The following is a 17,782-nucleotide window of genomic DNA, read 5'->3' on the forward strand; positions in this document are numbered from 1 at the left end:
CAAAAATCTATGACGCACGCTACGATGCAACCTCGTTAGCTTTGTGCAAGAGCTACCAATTTGAATTGAAGAAGACTTGGAAGTTCCTACTCTCAACGTCTTGTAGATTCAAACTAATTCATGAGATTACACCCGATATGGCTAGGTTAATGTACTAGCTTATCGGTTGCAATAATAATTAAATAAATGCCATACCAAATAAACAAATTTCCCATCGTGATGCGAGTTACTAAGTGATTGACAAGCTTTTGTAGTTTCAGAGCCGATTGTCCAGCGACAAATAAAGCAGGAAAGGTGCCTAAGCCAAAAGCCAGCATAATTAATGCCCCTTCCAGCGGAGAGCGGGCCTGCAGTGTCCAAGTTAATGCTGAATAGACTAAGCCACACGGTAACCACCCCCACAACATGCCGTAACAATACGCTTTTAGCCGAGTATCCACAGGAACAATAAATTGATTTAGCTTAACAATATGGTTCCAAATTAGGCTTTTTGCTGCGCTCTCTAGCCATTTTAGGGTACTGGCTAAACGCATGACATACACACCGACTAACAACATGAACACACCACTAAACAACTGTAACATGTTTGCGATGAGAGTATTTTGCTTAGCAAAACTAATACCCATTGCAGCGACAACTGCGCCCGCGATGGCATAGCTTGTAATACGACCAAGGCTATATAATACAGCGACTAGCAGAGCTGAGAGCTTATTACTGGCTAGTTGTAAGGAACTCGCAATACCACCACACATCACGAGGCAGTGACCACTGCCCGCGAGTCCCATGACCAAAGCGCTTAGCAGACTAATCTCGTTCATTACTCTTGTCGTGCTGCTCTTTGTCGTCGTCGAATAAAATACTATGCCCTTGCTTATTCAAATCCGAAAACTGCTCACTTTTGACGGCCCAAAAGAACACCCCAATGGCAATAATCACAAATAAAATGGCGATCGGGATGAGAATATAGATGATACTCATAGTTTTAATAACCTTAGCGAGTTGCCAATTACTAAAATAGAACTGGCCGACATACCAATGACCGCTACCCAAGGTGGCACCATACCAAGCGCAGCAAGTGGCAAGATTGAAGCGTTGTAAAGCAGCGACATAGCTAGGTTTTGCTTTACAATTCGTCTTGTTTGTTTAGCCACGTTTCGTAATGCAGTAATGGCGTTTAAATCACTATTTAGCAGCACAACATCCGCGGTGTTTTTCGAAATATCTGCACCGGTTTCCATCGCAATCGATAGATGCGCGCTATTAAATACGGGGCTGTCATTGATCCCATCACCAACCATAGCTACGACTTCATGCTGTTGCGACCATTGTTCAACGTGTAGTTGTTTATTCTCAGGGCTACAAGCGGTCTCATAACTATCTAATGCGAGTTGAGTGGCTAGTGCTTTACCTGCATTGGAACTATCTCCCGTTAACATGTGGCAAGTTAAACCATCTTGTTGCAACTCTTCGATTACGCGTTCCGCGTTACCGCGCACCTTATCGTCAAAGTAAAAGTCCGCTATTGGTTGTTGTTTAATAAACAGGGTGGCTTGGGCAAATGAGGCATGTTTGCCAAACCAGTTAGATTTACCTATAGCAATGGGCTGGTTATTAAACTTGGCGGTTAGTCCTGAACCTGCGACAACGCTGATCTCGGAAACTAGATTGTCGGCTGGAGTAATGTCCGAAAAGGCTCGTGCAATTGGATGCTCTGAGTAACGTTCTAATGCAGCCGCCAGCTCTAGTACTTGCTGCTCGCTATATTGGCTATCTAGCAGTTCGATGTGTTTAATTGAAAATTGACCTTCGGTCAAAGTGCCTGTTTTATCAAAAGCAACGCGGGTTAACTTGGTTGCTGTTTCTAGTACATGGGATTCTTTGATTAGGATCCCTTTTTTAGTTAGAGAGGCTACCGCACAGGTTAGAGCTGTTGGAATGGCTAAACTCAAAGCGCATGGACAGGTTGCGACCAATACCGAAATAGTCACCCAAAATGCCTGCTCTGGTGAAGTTTGGTACCAGCCAAACGCGGTTAAGCTGGCAAAAATAAGTAAACAGGCAACAAACCACTGCGCTACTTTATCAGTGATTTCGACTAACTTTGGTCGTTTGGTTAACGCGTTGTGTTGCAACTTTATAATTTGATTTAGTAAGGTATTTTGGCCGACTTTGTTGATTTGTAAGGCAATCACACCATCATGATTTAATGTACCAGCATAAACTTGATGACCTTGATATTTCTTCACCGGTAGGTGTTCACCTGTCATCATCGATTCATCGACGGTGGTGTGGCCCTCGAACACAATACCGTCAGCGGGAATCGTTTCTCCAGCTTTTACTAATATTTTATCGTCAAGTTTCAGCTTCTTCGCGGCAATCATCCGTTCTTCGCTAGAGTTATCGAATAATCTGGCGGTTAAAGGCAATAGTTTTTGTAGGTTAGCAGTAAACTCACTGGCTTTGAGTCTGGCTCTGAATTCTAAATATTTACCCAGCAGCAGTAAAAAGGTAAACATACAGATCGACTCAAAATATACTTCACCGACTTCCATAAAGGTCGCGTAGGTACTTGCCGCAAACGCACCGAATATAGCCAGTGATACCGGTAAATCCATATTCAGTTGTTTTGCCGCAAGGCCTTTGATGGCGTTGGTTAAAAACGGCATTGCGGAATAAAGAATAACCGGGGAGGCAAGTACCAAACTAATCCAGCGGAAGTATTGTTCAAAGTCTTCTTCCATGCCTGAAAACATGCCAAAGTACATGGCAAAGGCAAACATCATCACCTGCATGGTCATCAGGCCCGCAACACCTAAGCGACGGATATAAGCCTTGGCTGTTGCTTGTTTTTGTGCGGCTTCTTCATCAGCTTGAAACGGATAGGCTTTGTAGCCAATTTCAAGCAATGCTTTAATTATTTCACTGAGTTTAACGTGTTCCGGTTGCCATAAAATCATCGCGCGATGTGTGGACGTATTAACGTCGACACGCCTTACTCCTGCCAGTGCAAGTAGTTGTTTTTCGATCAACCAAGCGCATGCCGCGCAGCTGATCCCCTCAACACTTAACAGCACTTCTTTCAAGTCACCTTGTGCTTCAACAAAATCTTCTTGAATTTCCTCATTGTCGTAGCTGAGTAGCATCTTCAGTTGTTCAGGTACCAGTTCAGTTACTTTTCCGGCACTCTCGGTACGATAGGTGTAATAATCGCTCATGCCTTGCGCAATGATTGTTTCAGCGACCGCTTTACAACCGATACAACAAACAGGCTGGTCTTCTCCTGAGAGTACAACATGACCATCGAAGCCTCTTGGAATCGGCTCTAAACAGTGAAAACAGCTACTAGCCATAACAGAGTACTACTTATATTCAGGACTAATCGGAACGACACCTTGAAGAGGTAGTTGGATTTTTTCTTTCATTTTCCAGCTGCCATCCATCGGTTCGATAAACACGGTAAACGCACCCTGATGCGGTTCATCTAAAAGCCCGGTGAATTCTTCATTGGCATTTTTCGTTAGGGTGACAGAAAAATCATACTTCTCAATAGTGCGATGATAAAAGGATACTTTTAGCGCATGCACTTTAGAATAATCACCTTTACTAAATTTGAAAGCGACTCTTTGCTCAGCAACAGTAAGATCACCGTGTAAATAAAGGGCTTTTGCTTTATTAAACTTACTCAGTTCGAGGTTGATCGCTTTGCCTTTTTTATAGTAATCATCCACGACCATATCAGGTCCATTACCAACGGCAAGGGTGACCAGCAAAACGCAGGCAATAATGGTGACAAGAGGGAAGAAAATTAAAAACCATGGCCAGAAGTTTTTATACCAAGGGGTAGGGTTCATAGTTGCTCACAAGGCTACAAAACTTGCCAGTATTCTACCGTAAGTTACAGTAAATACCTAAAAAAAAGCCTCCAAACGGAGGCTTTTTTGATCTCAAATAAAGTTCTAACTAGCTACTTATTGCTCTTTTGACAAGCTGTAAACATAGGCAGTCAGAAGGTGAACTTTGTCTTCACCTAAAATATCTTTCCATGCTGGCATTACACCTGCACGACCGTTATTCAGAGTTTCTTCAACTGCACGTTGAGAGCCACCGTACAACCAGATATTGTCAGTCAGGTTAGGAGCACCAAATGGCAAGTTATGCGCTACCGAACCTTTGCCGTCCATACCGTGACACGCTGCACACATTGCGAATTTCGCTTTACCTGCCTCAGCGTCTTTTTGGTTTACGGTACGTCCAGACAAGCTTAATACGTAAGCGGTCATTTCTTTAATGCCCTGTTCACCCAAAGCATCTTTCCATCCTGGCATTGCAGCAACGCGGCCATGCAGAAGGGTCTCTTTGATCTTGTCTGGTGAACCACCATACAACCAATCGTTGTCAGTTAGGTTAGGGAAGCCAGTGCCACCACGCGCATCAGAACCGTGGCATTGCGCACAGTTTTGAGCAAATAGACGTTGACCGATTTCCATCGCCATTTGACCTTGCGTCTGCTCGTGGTCTTCACCATTTGCAATCGCAGTTTCTTGAGCTTTATCACCGGCAATCTTAGATGCGAGTAAGTCTTCAACTGGGATTTGTGCAAGTTCGTTGAAGATTGGGCCAAAACGCTCTTCCGCAGCGCGGTACTCTGCATCAAGCTGTACTGCTTTGCCTTCAGCTAGGGCTTGCTCTGTTGCTGCTTTTGACTCAGCAAGAGAAGTAACACCTTGGTTAGAACTGGTCCACTTTGCTAAACCTTCCCAGTTACCTAAACCTGGATAAGCAGCCAGATAATATACAGACCAAACAAAAGTTGCGAAGAACATGTATGTCCACCACTTAGGTAGCGGATTATTCAGCTCTTCAATACCGTCGAACTCATGTCCACAGCTCTCGCCTTCTTTAACACCTGTGTAGTTTTTCAGGTTCCAAAGCAACAAGCCGAAGATTATAGCTAGACACGCTAGGGTTAATACAATAACCCATATACTCCAAAAGCTAGTCATTTTTCAGACTCCTTTTCCTCGTTTGAGATAGTCTTGTTGTGTGTTTTTTCATCTTCAAAAATTGCATTAGCAGCATCATCAAAACGGCGTTTAGAGCGCTTACTATATGCCCAAACAACAATCACTATAAAAAGTACCAAAATTACCAGAGTCAAAATGCCTCTGTATGTGCCGTAATCCATAACAATTACTTCAAATGAGTGCCAAGTTGCTGAAGGTAGGCAATCAGTGCTTGCATTTCTGTAGCACCCTTACCGCCATTCATCGCTCGGACTTCATCAATTTGGGCTTGCAATTCAGCATCGTCACCGTAACCGCGGCCATTGTAGCGGTCAGATGACTTATCAATGCCGAAAGCATCACGGAACACTTGTAATTTTTTCAGCGTATCTGTGGTATCCACCGTTGTCGTATCTAGCCAAGGGTAGCCTGGCATGTTCGACTCAGGTACTACTGAGCGAGGGTCCATTAAATGCGCGTAATGCCAGTCGTCAGAATAACGTTGACCAACACGTGCTAGATCTGGACCTGTACGCTTAGAACCCCACTGGAACGGATGATCCCACACTGATTCACCTGCAACTGAGTAGTGGCCGTAGCGCTCTACTTCGTCGCGGAAAGGACGGATCATTTGTGAGTGGCAGTTATAACAGCCTTCACGAATGTAGATATCACGACCTTCAAACTCAAGCGCAGTCAGTGGGCGTAAGCCTTCCACTGGTTGCGTGGTGTCTTTTTGGAACATCAGTGGTGTAATTTCAACCAGTGCACCAAAGCTAATCGCGAAAACGGTAAGGATAGCCATCAGGCCTACGTTCTTTTCGACGATTTCATGTTTGTTTGTAGAGTTATTGTTGCTCATACTCGACACCCCTTAAGCTACTTGTGGGTTAGCATCAGTAGCTAGTTCGCCACTTTTTGCTGAAACCGTACGGAATACGTTATAAGCCATAACAAGCATACCTATTACGATGAATACGCCGCCTAGGAATCGCATGATATAGAAAGGCTTAGAAGCTTCTAGAGATTGTACAAAGCTGTACATTAACGTACCGTCAGTATTCACTGCACGCCACATTAGGCCTTGCATAACACCTGAAATCCACATCGCTACGATATATAGAACAACCCCCACGGTGTGTAACCAGAAATGTGTGTTAACTAACTTAACGCTATACATGTTGGCGTGACCAAATAGTGCAGGGATAAGGTGATAAATTGCACCGATTGAAATCATCGCAACCCAACCTAACGCACCTGAGTGTACGTGGCCCACTGTCCAGTCCGTGTAATGCGATAGTGCGTTCACAGACTTAATAGCCATCATTGGGCCTTCGAACGTAGACATACCGTAGAAAGACAATGAAACAACTAAGAAACGAAGTACTGGATCAGTACGTAGCTTGTGCCATGCACCAGACAGCGTCATGATACCGTTGATCATACCACCCCATGAAGGAACGAATAGGATCACAGACATCACCATACCTAGTGACTGAGTCCAGTCAGGTAGCGCTGTGTAATGTAAGTGGTGAGGACCAGCCCAAATGTATAGTGAAACTAGTGCCCAGAAGTGAACAACTGAGAGACGGTAAGAATAAACCGGGCGGCCAGCTTGCTTAGGTACGAAGTAGTACATCATACCAAGGAAACCAGCTGTAAGTAGGAAACCTACTGCGTTGTGACCGTACCACCACTGTACCATGGCATCTACTGCACCCGCGTAGATAGAATATGATTTAGTCAGTGACACAGGCACCGCCATGCTGTTTACGATGTGTAAAATAGCAACGGTAATAATGAAGCCAGCATAGAACCAGTTTGCAACATAGATATGGGAAACTTTACGCTTGATTAGTGTGCCGAAGAACACCACTGCGTAGGTTACCCATACCACGGCAATAGCAATGTCAATTGGCCATTCTAGTTCAGCATACTCTTTAGAAGTCGTGATACCTAGAGGAAGCGTGATTGCTGCTGCAACGATAATTGCTTGCCAGCCCCAGAAGGTGAATGCGGCAAGTTTGTCAGAGAACAGACGCGTTTGACACGTGCGCTGCACTACATAATATGAAGTTGCAAATAGTGCACTTGTACCAAATGCAAAGATTACTGCGTTCGTGTGTAACGGACGAAGTCGAGAGTAAGTTAGCCATGGAATATCGAAGTTTAACGCAGGCCAAGCAAGTTGCGCTGCGATAAATACACCTACACCCATGCCAACAATGCCCCAAATCACTGTCATGATAGCGAATTGGCGTACAACCTTATAATTGTACTCAGTTTGTGATGCTACTGTTTGGCTCATTTTCTGGATTCCGCTGCAATTTATGCGATTAGAAATGAATTACCTGAATTACAGGCCCTAGTTATATTTCATCAAGCCCGTTTAGTTTTAATACAACAAGTGGAGTAAAACTTAACCAGCCCGAGAAACCTTTATTTTTGCAAGGAAATGATAATTTTTTTGTTCATCAAAAGATACCTAAAACACTTAAAATTATGACATCAATCAAGTTTTCATGCGCTTTTTGCACGTTTCTCGAACAACTGGCAATTGTGCATAAACTTGCGTAAACTGCCGCGAGATTTTAGTAAAGCTCAACAAACATCCATGATTGATAAGCTACTTACCTCTGCTTTAATTAGCATTTTCCTTGTGGCCTGTTCAGACCCCGGCGCCATTATACATGAAAGTTCAGAAAAAAGTGAAAGTTCAGTAACAAGAAATGTGTGTATCGAAAATTCACCCTGTAGCGTCAGCGAAGGTATCTCAATTTATCTTAGTAGTGAATCAGTAGAACCTGAAACACCGTTCGTGATTTATTTGCAAAGTGCGAAACAAGTCGAAGTAAAATCAGCTTGGCTTGAGGGAGAAACCATGAACATGGGGAAAATTCCATTGTTATTCGATCCACAAACTCTGCAGGCCGACGCTATGGTCGGGGTCTGTACTGATAAATCAATGCGTTGGTTATTTAAAGCTGAAGTCGTGCTTGAGGGCAAGCTGATCACAATTTCTCAGCCGATAAGTGTGACGTATCATGGATAAAGTTGTTTTTATTGAATGTCTGAAGTTTACGTTGGAACAAAAGCTGATTGAAACGATGGAAGCTGCCAATAACGCAAGAGCAGATGCGACACACGAACAAAGTGCTGCAGAAACCCAATATGACTCGTTAAGCATAGAGTATGGCTATCTTGCTGAGGGACAAAGTGAGCGGGTTGATACAATTCACAGAGCCATAGGGGTATTAACAAAGTTATATGCAAATCCGGTTTCAGATACTATTCAACATAATGCTCTTGTTGAGGTTTTAGATGAGCAAGACAGCGCGTACTGGTTCTATTGCTCACCAGTCGAAGGCGGTCTAAAGGTGGATTGCAGGGGCCGCAATGTGCAACTACTAACCTTCGATGCACCATTAGGATCTAGATTAAAAGGCCTAGCCGCGGGTGAGGAAATTGAGTTTCTATTCAATGGCAAACAACAGCATCTACTGATCAACCAAGTAAAGTAGCGTTAAGAAAACAACTTGCGTCTAACAATGTTGCGATACTGGCTTGGCGACTTTCCGAGTTGTGATTTAAATGCTCGATGAAATTGCCCCTGTGAATTAAATCCACATGACAAGGCGATATCTTGTATAGAAAGATTACTACTGGCGAGTAACTCTTTACTCATTTCAACTCTCGCATATTGCAAATAGGCAACCGCAGTTTGTCCGGTCGCCTGTTTGAAGCGTCGATTAAAGGTGCGATAACTTAAATCAAACTGCTCAGCAACACTGGGCATTGCAATGTCTGAAGCGGCGTTTGTTTTGAGCCAAAATTGTATTGCAGCGATTTGTTCGTCGGTATGCCTGTCTACGGCGCCTTCTAGATAGCGTTGTTCTTCATACGGTTTACGGATCTCATGAGAAAAGTTCTGCTGTACATGGTGAGCTGCTGATTTACCGTAGAGTAACTCGATAAGATGGACAATAACATCGGCTAATGCATTGAGACTGGCGACGGTGTATATGCGTTCTGACTGGGTAATAAAGTAATCCGGTTTTAATTCGACTCTAGGGTACAACTCTCTGAATTGTCTTGCGAAATGCCAGTGTGTTGTTGCAGAATGGCCATTGAGTAATCCAGACTCTGCTAAAAAGCAGACACCAGTGCCCACCCCAAGAAGCGTCGAACCAGCTTCCCATGCATCAGCGAGTGCTGTACTGAGATGCGTATTGTGATTGACTACCGGACGTGGATTTCGCCAAATACTCGGAACAATAATAATGTCGTAAATTGGTAGAGAACTAAAGTCACACTGGGCGTCTAGCATAATGTATTCACTACTCCTCACAGCCTCTCCCCCAGTACTGCACAAATGAATTGTTAGCGGTTTTGGCTTGTTTTTACTATGTACTTTGGCAAATGCATAACCTGCTTTCAGCATTTCTATTGGTAAAGTTACGCTAGTTAGAAGCATTTGTTTGTAAAGCGTAATCGCTATATTTGTAGATTTATTCATCTGCTCTGACCACCTTGTTGTGGCGAAAAATGTAAATTACATGGCGTATTTTGAGAAAATTAATATTTCAATGCAACTAAAATCATGACATTAAGAGTTAATATTAGTTAGGTAGATCATGACTGCACTTCCAATAATTGTTGGGATGGGTGGAATTAACGCGGCGGGGCGTACTTCATTTCACCAAGGATACAAGCGCATTGTGTTGAATAAATTGTCGGCGGAACAAAGGCAAGAAACCTTTTTAGGCTTGGCGACGTTAATGAACATCGTGAAATACGACGGCGAAAAACTGTTGGATAAGGCAGGCAACTTGGTTCATCCTGAAGAAATTGAATCTCAATTTGGTGAGCAAATTCTAACTGGCACATTAATTCGTAAGATAGAAAAAAATCATTTAGATGTAGATGCGATGCACTGGCAACAGAAGCTTAAAATGCAACCTCTGAATGATGATCGTATTAGTTTTAGTTGTAAAAAGCGTGATCTACCAGAGCCTGTGCCAAGCACTTGGACTATTACCGAGTTAGATAAAAAAACCGTACAGGTTGAAATTGACGGTTTTATTGATGTGAAACATGACAGTTATCGGGAAAGTGCAATTAAAGCAGCAGGGCAGTTTCCAACTGGTTTTGATCCCAGTGTAATGTACAACAGTCGATATCAACCTCGTGGATTACAAGCAACTATATTTGCTGCTAGTGACGCGATCTTTTCTACAGGCTTGGATTGGCAACGTGTAATGAATAGTGTTCGTCCTGATCAAATTGGCACTTACTCAGCTTCTATTGCAGGGCAAATGGACGACGAAGGTCTGGGAGGCTTGGTGCGTAGCCGACTTAAAGGCGAGCGGGTGAGTACTAAGCAATTGGCACTAGGCTTAAACACCATGTCTACAGATTTTATTAACGCGTATGTAACGGGAAGCGTCGGTACGACTTTTACTTCCACAGGTGCCTGTGCGACGTTTTTGTATAATTTAAAAGCGGCTGTCAATGACATCCAGGCTGGAAGAACGCGAGTTGCTATCGTAGCAAGTGTCGAATGTGCTATTACGCCGGAAATTTTAGATGGCTTTGGTACGATGGGGGCACTGGCTAACGAAGAAGGCCTTAAGAAGTTGGATGATAGTGAGCAAGTTGACTACCGCAGAACGAGTCGACCATTCGGCGAAAATTGCGGCTTTACGATCGGCGAAGGTGCCCAAGTCGTAATTTTGATGGACGACAAGTTAACACTTGAGTTGGGTGCAAAAGTAATGGGCTCAGTTGCCGATGTATACACCAATGCTGACGGTGTGAAAAAGTCAATTACGGCTCCAGGTCCGGGAAACTATATTACGATGGCGAAATCAGTTGCTTTGGCTGATCAAATCGCCGGTCGCGACTCATTGCAACAGCGAAGCTTCATCCTTGCTCATGGTTCAAGCACGCCACAGAACCGAGTGACAGAATCATTGATTTATCACAAGATAGCCGAAACTTTTAAGATTGATGGATGGAAAGTCGCAGCACCAAAAGCCTATGTTGGACACACTATTGCGCCGGCATCAGGTGATCAGTTAGCGATTGCATTGGGTGTATTTGAGCACAACATTATGCCAGGGATTACCACAATAAAAGAGGTTGCGTCAGACGTTCATGCTGAGCATTTAGATATCCGTACTGAACATTATCAATGTGAACCTATGGATATTGCCTTTATTAACTCCAAAGGCTTTGGTGGTAACAATGCGACAGCCACCGTTTTTTCGCCAAACATGACGTTGAAATTGCTCAATAAGAGATATGATGAGCATGAAGTTTCACAGTATCAACAGCGTCTCGAAAATACCCTGGTTGAACAACAAAAATACCGTGAAGCTGCAAACCGTGGTCAATTCAAACTAATCTATCGTTTCGGAGAAGGGATGATCGATGAATCTGCGTTGGAAATCAACGAGCATTCACTGACTGTTCCTGGTTTTAGTCAGCCCATATCGCTGTGTTCTTATAATCCCTACGAAGATTTAAAATAAACAGAATGTTAAGCAAAGCAAGGCGTACAGGGAGTACGCCTTTTTTGTTTCTATTTTCTATTGAATAACCAAGGAACACTTATAAAAAAGACAGCCACGATTTTAATAAAGCAAATGGGAATGTTTGATTTTTATTTATTCTTTTTTTTAGAATTTTCAATTGATATTAAATGTAAAGTATTGATTAAAAATTGATTTTGTTCTTCATTGTTAGCGTTTTTGCGATCGTAATTCCAGTAAACTTATATTTACTGGTGCAGAGTCATATGAATTTTTGGTTTATTAACTTAATAGAATAGTTTGCGTATGCTGTGTGCTCCGCGATGTCGCGGTTTTACTATGTCATACCATTTTGAATAATTAACTGGTCAGATTTATCCAGTCCCTAAAGCACAATGATTTCACCCTGTCAGCACATGAGATAAACGCATTCCATGCATCACTTACCTGCTCCAAAATGTCATCGTAGTTTGCAAACGTTCTGTTTGACAGCTTATGTTGTCTGAGCCAACTCCACACTTGTTCTATGGGGTTTAACTCTGGGGAATAAGGCGGCAGCCTGATGATCACTACATTCTCCAAGCCTTTTACCAAACCATCTTTGAAGTGCCAGGCTGCGCGATCCATCACGACCACAGCCATTCTTCCTGGTTGAGTCTTTTGTGATATTTGTTCCAGGTGACAATACATGGCTTCTTTATTCACTAAAGGTGAGATGAGTGCTTCTGTTTCACCAGTCGTCGGACACACTGCGCCAAATAGATAGGCATATTCGAATTGTTGCTGCTTTACGACTCTTGGACGTGAGCCTTTTTCAGCCCAAACTTTTGTAGTCGAAGTTTGCTGACCAAATCGTGCTTCATCCTGAAACCACACATCAATGCGTTCAGGGAGAAGGTGTCCCGGGATGTGAAGGATCGTTTCCAGCTCAAAGTTTTTTAAAAGCTTTCTGGCGAGCTTGATCTCCTTTGGGGTGGATTGACCGACTGCTAATCCATGAGAAGTTTTGCCTTTTCAATAGCCTGTGAACGGCCGACAACTCGTATTTTATGTGAAAAGACTCAGATATATACTGCTGAATATCTTCTAATGTTAGCCGACCACCTTCCGTGCGGTTTATAGAGTCGAGTACAAATGCTTTAAGCTGCTTCAGCTGTGAATTATCAAGTTTGCAAGGGCGGCCCGAGCGAGGTAATTCCTCCAAGCCTTCTAACCCATAGTCGAGATAGTCAGTCTTTCACCCATTTATTCACGCTAGTACGGCTGACCTTTAAGTATTCAGCAATCTGATAGCGAGATTTACCTTCAAAGAAATGAGCTAGTGCGAGCATGCGCACTTTCTTTCTTGGATCTTTAGTCTGTTTGGAGAGCTTAATAAATTCAGAGCGCTGCAAAATCACTATCACTTCGATGGAAATTGGATTTTGACATTAGATCATAAATTTAATCAATTTGGTATTACTCGGGTTTTGGTCTGTGTCCAAAACCTTGATTTAAGGCGGGTATCCGCCTTTACAATTCTTTAAGACAAATAGCTGGCATGGAACTCCAAATGTTCATCGATAAAGCTAGCAATGAAAAAGTAGCTGTGATCGTAACCTTCACGCATACTCAATTGTATTGGATATCCATTCTCTGCTGCAGCTTGTTCAAAAACCCAAGGCTGTAGTTGTTCATCAAGGAATTGGTCACTGCTTCCTTGATCGATACGAAGTGGCCGTTTTATCACTTGCTCATAACTGTTAATAAGTGCTGTAGCGTCATATTCATTCCATGCAGATGAGTCATTACTTAAATACCGAGATAATGCCTTTTTCCCCCAAGGACAATTACTGGGATTTACAATCGGACTAAATGCAGAAATACTTTGATATTCTTCAGGGTTGCGCAATCCAATAACTAATGCACCATGTCCGCCCATAGAATGGCCACTTATAGACTTGCGGTTTGTCACGGGAAAATACTGTGCGATAAGTGTAGGTAGCTCATTGGTGATGTAGCTGTACATTTGGTAATGTGTTGAATAGGGCGGTTGCGTCGCGTTGACATAGAATCCCGCGCCTATGCCAAAGTCATAATCGCCATTTTCATCATCAGGTACATCTTCACCCCTTGGGCTAGTATCCGGCGCGACAATAGCGATACCCAGCTCGTTTGCCTTTTTAAACGCTCCTGCCTTTTGCATAAAATTTTCATCTGTGCATGTAAGGCCAGACAGCCAGTAAAGCACGGGGACATTTTGGCCCTGATTAACAGATTCGGGTAGAAATATCGCAAACGTCATATCACATTTGGTGCTAGTACTTTTGTGGGTGTAGCGTTTATGCCAACCACCACACACTTTATTACTTGAAATCAGTTCCATCAGTTATCCTTGTTGTCAGGCGTACCGAGAGTACGCCAAATATTATGGAGGTTAATAGTGAACCACTGAACGAATGCTCTTACCTTGATGCATCAAATCAAATGCTTCGTTAATTTCCTCAAGAGACATGGTATGAGTAATGAAATCACTTAATTTAAATTCACCAGCCATATAGCGTTCGACTATTTCAGGAAGCTCAGTGCGTCCTTTCACGCCACCAAATGCACTGCCGCGCCAAACGCGGCCCGTTACTAGCTGAAATGGACGAGTTGAGATTTCTTGACCTGCACCAGCAACACCGATGATCACAGACTCTCCCCAGCCTTTGTGACAACATTCCAGTGCGCTGCGCATTACATCAACATTGCCAATACATTCAAATGAGAAGTCAACACCACCATCGGTCATCTCTACAATTACCTCCTGAATAGGTTTATCGTAGTGTTTTGGATTAATGACATCCGTGGCACCGAGTTTTTCCGCCAATGCAAATTTATCTTCATTAATATCTATTCCGATAATTCTACTTGCACCGGCCATGGTTGCGCCTATCACCGCAGACAAACCTATGCCACCGAGTCCAAAGATTGCGACTGTGTCACCTTTTTGAACTTTAGCTGTATTCATCACAGCTCCCATTCCTGTCGTAACGCCGCAGCCTAATAAACAAACTTCTTCCAATGGTGCGTCTTTATTAACCTTGGCGAGTGAAATTTCAGGAAGAACGGTATATTCAGAAAATGTAGATGTGCCCATGTAATGGTAGATTGGTTGACCGTCTTTGTAGAAGCGAGTAGTACCATCTGGCATTAAGCCCTTACCTTGGGTTTCTCTGATTTTTTGGCAGAGGTTGGTTTTCCCTGAGGTACAGAATTTACATTCACCACATTCTGGGGTGTATAACGGGATCACGTGATCACCAATTGAAACGCTGGTGACTCCTTCGCCAACAGCTTCCACGACCCCTGCACCCTCATGGCCTAAAATAGCCGGAAATACGCCTTCTGGATCATCACCAGACAGTGTAAATGCATCAGTGTGGCAAATGCCTGTTGCTATTATTTTGACTAGCACTTCGCCTTTTTTTGGCATCATAACATCGACTTCTTCAATGCTTAACGGCTTTCCGGGACCCCATGCAATAGCAGCTCTAGACTTGATAAACTCTGACATTTGTTTTTCCTTTCATACTTTTATTTCGGCTTAGTATAGAAGTTATTAAAAATTTGATAATCTTTATTTTTAATAAAGACTTTTACTAATTTGTAATAATAGGCAAGTTGAAATGGACCGTTGGGTAGGTATAGACGAATTTGTTGCGGTAGCTGTAAATCAATCATTTAGCGAAGCCGCAAGACAACTTAATACATCCGTGGCACAAGTGAGTCGCAGGGTAAAAGGACTGGAGCAAAAATTAAATGTGCAGCTACTAACTCGAACGACTCGAAAACTCGCTCTGACACCCGAAGGTAGTGTTTTTTTATCTCACGCAAAACAGCTTCAACAAGGATTTGAGGAGGCAACATCAGCATTAAGGCAAAGAGACACGCAACCGACTGGCAAGCTTAAATTGACGGCACCAATCATGTATGGAGAACGTTATGTGATGCCAGCAGTACACCAATTTATGCTGCGCTATCCAAAAGTTGAAGTAGAAATGGTATTAACAAACTTTCAGGTTGATTTAGTGGAACAGGGGATCGATTTAGCTATTCGACTTGGACACCTTCGAGATTCGTCTTTGCGGGCTAAGCGTTTAACGAATAGAAGAACCTTAGTCTGTGGTTCCGAACGTTATTTTAGTCAATTTGGTCAACCGAATAGTTTATCAGAGTTACCGCACCATCAATGCTTGATCGGTAATAATCCAGATTGGCGTTTTAACACTGGTAAGAAAGATACTTATATACGTGTATCAGGACCGTTGATTTGTAATAGTGGATGGGCGTTAGTAGATGCTGCCAAAGCGGGTCTTGGTCTGGTGCAATTGCCACATTATTATTTGCACACAGCACTTGCTAGGGGAGAATTAATCGAAGTGTTAGCTGCTTTTAGACCAGAAGAAGAAGGCGTCTGGGCGGTGTTTCCCCCCAGACAATTTATGCCAACCAGCTTACGGCTACTTTTAGACTTCTTAGCAGATTACTTTAGTAAAGCGCACATTTAGTGCGCCCTAGACATCGCTTCTAATGCGGCTTTTAACGCTTCTTCGCGAGAATTACAAAATGCATTGCTACCGAGTTGATTATGGATCTCTAAACGGCATAGTTTTTCGGTAGTTTCGTTATTTGGAGAATAAATCAACACTTCACAGTTCGCGTCGATCGCATCACTAATCGCGTTTTCGATGGCCAACCCTACGGTTACATCGAGCATCGCAACATCACTCAAATCCAACACCATGGCCTTGTATTCTGAGATCTTTCTGTGTTGGCGCGCAATCGCTTTTGAAACACTGAAAATCATTGGTCCAGATAAATAGAAAAACAACAGTTTTCCGTCGGCTTGGTCCAATAATGTACGCTCTGTATCAGTTAGTGGTACATCTTCATCACTATCACTGTCGCTTATTGCCTTAACATGGTTGGCTTGTACTCTACTTAGCCGTTCTATCACCATAATATTTGAAATAAATACTCCCAATCCAACAGCAACAATCAGATCTACGAATACGGTTAAGAGCATAACACCGTACATAATAGCCATTTGACTGACACTTAATTTGTGTGCGCGTTGAATAAAGCTCCAATCCAGAATATTAAAGCCCACATATACAGCGATTCCGGCCAGTACAGCCATGGGAATTGGCTCGGTTAAGCTACCAGCGACAAACACTACGGCCATTAAAATTAATGCACGGATAATGCCTGCAAGCGGCGACCTAGCTCCAACCTGGACGTTCACTACCGTGCCCATGGTTGCGCCTGCGCCTGGAAGCGCACCAAAAAGTCCAGCAACCATGTTTGCGATCCCTTGACCTTGTAACTCTTTGTCTGAGTTATGTTCGGTTCTTGTCAAACTGTCGCCTATAACCGCGGTAAGTAATGTGTCGATACATCCCAAAGTACCTAAAACCAGTGCATCAATGACCATCTTCATTAGTAATTCAGGTGTTAAGACCGGCATGACTAATGAAGGCAGGCCGCTGGGGATCTCGCCAATACGACGTATACTTTCACTATCAAACAAAATGATAGAAACAAGCGTAACTGCGACCAATGCGACCAATTGCGCAGGAACATATTGGCGCCAACTCTGAGGTAGCTTGAATAGAATAGCTAAAGTAGTAATGCCAAGTAATAATTCGGCGAAATCTAGAGTTGACAGTAGTTCGGGGACTGCACTAAGTGTACCAATGACACCGCCGGGTGGGGCTTGATGACCAAGTAAAGGGGAGAGCTGTAAGATGATCAGAATCACCCCAATTCCTGACATAAAGCCGGAGATTACGCTATAAGGCATTAATGTGACATATTTTCCTAGCTTTAGCGTACCCAATAGGATTTGAAAAGCGCCGGCCATCATGACGACGGTAAATCCCATTGCTAATCCATGCTCAGGGTAAGAGGACATCATACTCGTAAAAATAGCGGTCATAATAACCGTCATCGGCCCTGTTGGCTCTGAAATAAGCGTGCTAGAACCGCCAAAAATTGAGGCGAATAGACCTACTAGAATGGCCCCCCACATGCCGGCTTCTGCGCCAGCTCCAGAAGCAACGCCAAAAGCCAGTGCTAACGGCAGTGAGATAATGGCAGTAGTAACACCACCAAATAGGTCGCCTTTAGGCGACACGTGTTTAAATCTTTCAAATGCGATCATACTATTCTACTAATAGATCAATGAATTAAAGTTATTTTACCCGAGAACATACCCTAAGT

At 43.2% G+C, this 17,782-nt stretch carries 16 protein-coding genes and 1 pseudogene; 4 read left to right on the plus strand and 13 right to left on the minus strand.

What is annotated here, in order from left to right:
• Positions 1-146 precede the first annotated feature (146 nt).
• The 8 genes from ACSLBF_RS06580 to ccoN all read right to left on the minus strand — a co-directional run bounded on the left by ACSLBF_RS06580 (position 147) and on the right by ccoN (position 7,311).
• Positions 147-818 (minus strand): sulfite exporter TauE/SafE family protein, encoded by a 672-nt coding sequence (locus ACSLBF_RS06580; protein ID WP_440055809.1) that lies wholly within the window; start codon positions 816-818, stop codon positions 147-149.
• The gene (gene ccoS / locus ACSLBF_RS06585; RefSeq protein WP_440055810.1) at positions 805-978 is read right to left on the minus strand and encodes a cbb3-type cytochrome oxidase assembly protein CcoS; all 174 of its coding nucleotides are present in this window, start codon (positions 976-978) and stop codon (positions 805-807) included. The genes ACSLBF_RS06580 and ccoS overlap by 14 nt, the downstream gene beginning before the upstream one ends.
• On the minus strand, positions 975-3,350 hold the full coding sequence (locus ACSLBF_RS06590) for a heavy metal translocating P-type ATPase (RefSeq protein ID WP_440055811.1): 2,376 nt from the start codon (positions 3,348-3,350) through the stop codon (positions 975-977). Before ACSLBF_RS06590 ends, ccoS begins: the two co-directional genes overlap by 4 nt.
• 9 nt (positions 3,351-3,359) lie before the next feature.
• Positions 3,360-3,851 (minus strand): FixH family protein, encoded by a 492-nt coding sequence (locus tag ACSLBF_RS06595; protein ID WP_440055812.1) that lies wholly within the window; start codon positions 3,849-3,851, stop codon positions 3,360-3,362.
• A gap of 117 nt (positions 3,852-3,968) precedes the next feature.
• Positions 3,969-5,003: a cytochrome-c oxidase, cbb3-type subunit III gene (gene ccoP, locus ACSLBF_RS06600; RefSeq protein ID WP_440055813.1), complete on the minus strand. Its 1,035-nt coding sequence runs from the start codon at positions 5,001-5,003 to the stop codon at positions 3,969-3,971.
• Positions 5,000-5,185 (minus strand): cbb3-type cytochrome oxidase subunit 3, encoded by a 186-nt coding sequence (locus ACSLBF_RS06605; protein WP_440055814.1) that lies wholly within the window; start codon positions 5,183-5,185, stop codon positions 5,000-5,002. Before ACSLBF_RS06605 ends, ccoP begins: the two co-directional genes overlap by 4 nt.
• 5 nt (positions 5,186-5,190) lie before the next feature.
• Entirely contained in the window at positions 5,191-5,865 is a 675-nt protein-coding gene (gene ccoO / locus ACSLBF_RS06610) for a cytochrome-c oxidase, cbb3-type subunit II (RefSeq protein ID WP_440055815.1), read from the minus strand.
• A gap of 12 nt (positions 5,866-5,877) precedes the next feature.
• Positions 5,878-7,311 carry a cytochrome-c oxidase, cbb3-type subunit I gene (gene ccoN / locus ACSLBF_RS06615; protein WP_440055816.1) on the minus strand — a complete coding sequence of 478 codons (1,434 nt, stop codon included), beginning with the start codon at positions 7,309-7,311 and terminating at the stop codon, positions 5,878-5,880.
• A 306-nt stretch (positions 7,312-7,617) separates the two neighbouring features.
• Here ccoN and ACSLBF_RS06620 point away from each other — a divergent pair, with 306 nt between their 5' ends.
• Positions 7,618-8,055, plus strand: a complete 438-nt coding sequence (locus ACSLBF_RS06620) for a hypothetical protein (protein ID WP_440055817.1) — start codon at positions 7,618-7,620, stop codon at positions 8,053-8,055.
• Positions 8,048-8,524 carry a transcription elongation factor GreAB gene (locus ACSLBF_RS06625; RefSeq protein WP_440055818.1) on the plus strand — a complete coding sequence of 159 codons (477 nt, stop codon included), beginning with the start codon at positions 8,048-8,050 and terminating at the stop codon, positions 8,522-8,524. The genes ACSLBF_RS06620 and ACSLBF_RS06625 overlap by 8 nt, the downstream gene beginning before the upstream one ends.
• Before the next feature lie 2 nt (positions 8,525-8,526).
• Here the strand turns inward: ACSLBF_RS06625 and ACSLBF_RS06630 are convergent, their stop codons facing one another.
• A complete protein-coding gene (locus ACSLBF_RS06630; protein ID WP_440055819.1) occupies positions 8,527-9,519 on the minus strand; it encodes a GlxA family transcriptional regulator in 993 nt (330 codons plus the stop codon).
• A 118-nt stretch (positions 9,520-9,637) separates the two neighbouring features.
• Between ACSLBF_RS06630 and ACSLBF_RS06635 the strand changes: the two genes are divergently transcribed.
• Complete coding sequence (locus ACSLBF_RS06635; RefSeq protein ID WP_440055820.1) at positions 9,638-11,536, plus strand: beta-ketoacyl synthase; 1,899 nt, start codon at positions 9,638-9,640, stop codon at positions 11,534-11,536.
• 360 nt (positions 11,537-11,896) lie between these two features.
• Here ACSLBF_RS06635 and ACSLBF_RS06640 read toward each other — a convergent pair.
• From ACSLBF_RS06640 to ACSLBF_RS06650, 3 genes and pseudogenes are all read right to left on the minus strand, one after another.
• Positions 11,897-12,930 (minus strand): annotated as a pseudogene (locus ACSLBF_RS06640) (IS630 family transposase).
• 128 nt (positions 12,931-13,058) lie between these two features.
• Positions 13,059-13,901, minus strand: a complete 843-nt coding sequence (fghA, locus tag ACSLBF_RS06645) for an S-formylglutathione hydrolase (RefSeq protein ID WP_440055821.1) — start codon at positions 13,899-13,901, stop codon at positions 13,059-13,061.
• A 51-nt stretch (positions 13,902-13,952) separates the two neighbouring features.
• The gene (locus tag ACSLBF_RS06650) at positions 13,953-15,074 is read right to left on the minus strand and encodes an S-(hydroxymethyl)glutathione dehydrogenase/class III alcohol dehydrogenase (RefSeq protein WP_440055822.1); all 1,122 of its coding nucleotides are present in this window, start codon (positions 15,072-15,074) and stop codon (positions 13,953-13,955) included.
• Between the two features lie 112 nt (positions 15,075-15,186).
• On the opposite strand from ACSLBF_RS06650, the gene ACSLBF_RS06655 reads away from it, so the two are divergent.
• Positions 15,187-16,068 (plus strand): LysR family transcriptional regulator, encoded by an 882-nt coding sequence (locus tag ACSLBF_RS06655; protein WP_440055823.1) that lies wholly within the window; start codon positions 15,187-15,189, stop codon positions 16,066-16,068.
• On the opposite strand, the gene ACSLBF_RS06660 is transcribed toward ACSLBF_RS06655, so the two are convergent.
• Complete coding sequence (locus ACSLBF_RS06660; RefSeq protein WP_440055824.1) at positions 16,065-17,723, minus strand: SulP family inorganic anion transporter; 1,659 nt, start codon at positions 17,721-17,723, stop codon at positions 16,065-16,067. The two genes, ACSLBF_RS06655 and ACSLBF_RS06660, sit on opposite strands and share 4 nt — an antisense overlap.
• Positions 17,724-17,782 lie beyond the last annotated feature (59 nt).

The organism is Pseudoalteromonas sp. T1lg65 (assembly GCF_051930985.1).
Taxonomy (GTDB): domain Bacteria; phylum Pseudomonadota; class Gammaproteobacteria; order Enterobacterales; family Alteromonadaceae; genus Pseudoalteromonas.

Bases quoted from the DNA above. Each gene is read 5' to 3' on its own strand.
- ACSLBF_RS06580 (WP_440055809.1), bottom strand. From the start codon at position 818: ATGAACGAGATTAGTCTGCTAAGCGCTTTGGTCATGGGACTCGCGGGC.
- ccoS (WP_440055810.1), bottom strand. From the start codon at position 978: ATGAGTATCATCTATATTCTCATCCCGATCGCCATTTTATTTGTGATT.
- ACSLBF_RS06590 (WP_440055811.1), bottom strand. From the start codon at position 3,350: ATGGCTAGTAGCTGTTTTCACTGTTTAGAGCCGATTCCAAGAGGCTTC.
- ACSLBF_RS06595 (WP_440055812.1), bottom strand. From the start codon at position 3,851: ATGAACCCTACCCCTTGGTATAAAAACTTCTGGCCATGGTTTTTAATT.
- ccoP (WP_440055813.1), bottom strand. From the start codon at position 5,003: ATGACTAGCTTTTGGAGTATATGGGTTATTGTATTAACCCTAGCGTGT.
- ACSLBF_RS06605 (WP_440055814.1), bottom strand. From the start codon at position 5,185: ATGGATTACGGCACATACAGAGGCATTTTGACTCTGGTAATTTTGGTA.
- ccoO (WP_440055815.1), bottom strand. From the start codon at position 5,865: ATGAGCAACAATAACTCTACAAACAAACATGAAATCGTCGAAAAGAAC.
- ccoN (WP_440055816.1), bottom strand. From the start codon at position 7,311: ATGAGCCAAACAGTAGCATCACAAACTGAGTACAATTATAAGGTTGTA.
- ACSLBF_RS06620 (WP_440055817.1), top strand. From the start codon at position 7,618: ATGATTGATAAGCTACTTACCTCTGCTTTAATTAGCATTTTCCTTGTG.
- ACSLBF_RS06625 (WP_440055818.1), top strand. From the start codon at position 8,048: ATGGATAAAGTTGTTTTTATTGAATGTCTGAAGTTTACGTTGGAACAA.
- ACSLBF_RS06630 (WP_440055819.1), bottom strand. From the start codon at position 9,519: ATGAATAAATCTACAAATATAGCGATTACGCTTTACAAACAAATGCTT.
- ACSLBF_RS06635 (WP_440055820.1), top strand. From the start codon at position 9,638: ATGACTGCACTTCCAATAATTGTTGGGATGGGTGGAATTAACGCGGCG.
- fghA (WP_440055821.1), bottom strand. From the start codon at position 13,901: ATGGAACTGATTTCAAGTAATAAAGTGTGTGGTGGTTGGCATAAACGC.
- ACSLBF_RS06650 (WP_440055822.1), bottom strand. From the start codon at position 15,074: ATGTCAGAGTTTATCAAGTCTAGAGCTGCTATTGCATGGGGTCCCGGA.
- ACSLBF_RS06655 (WP_440055823.1), top strand. From the start codon at position 15,187: ATGGACCGTTGGGTAGGTATAGACGAATTTGTTGCGGTAGCTGTAAAT.
- ACSLBF_RS06660 (WP_440055824.1), bottom strand. From the start codon at position 17,723: ATGATCGCATTTGAAAGATTTAAACACGTGTCGCCTAAAGGCGACCTA.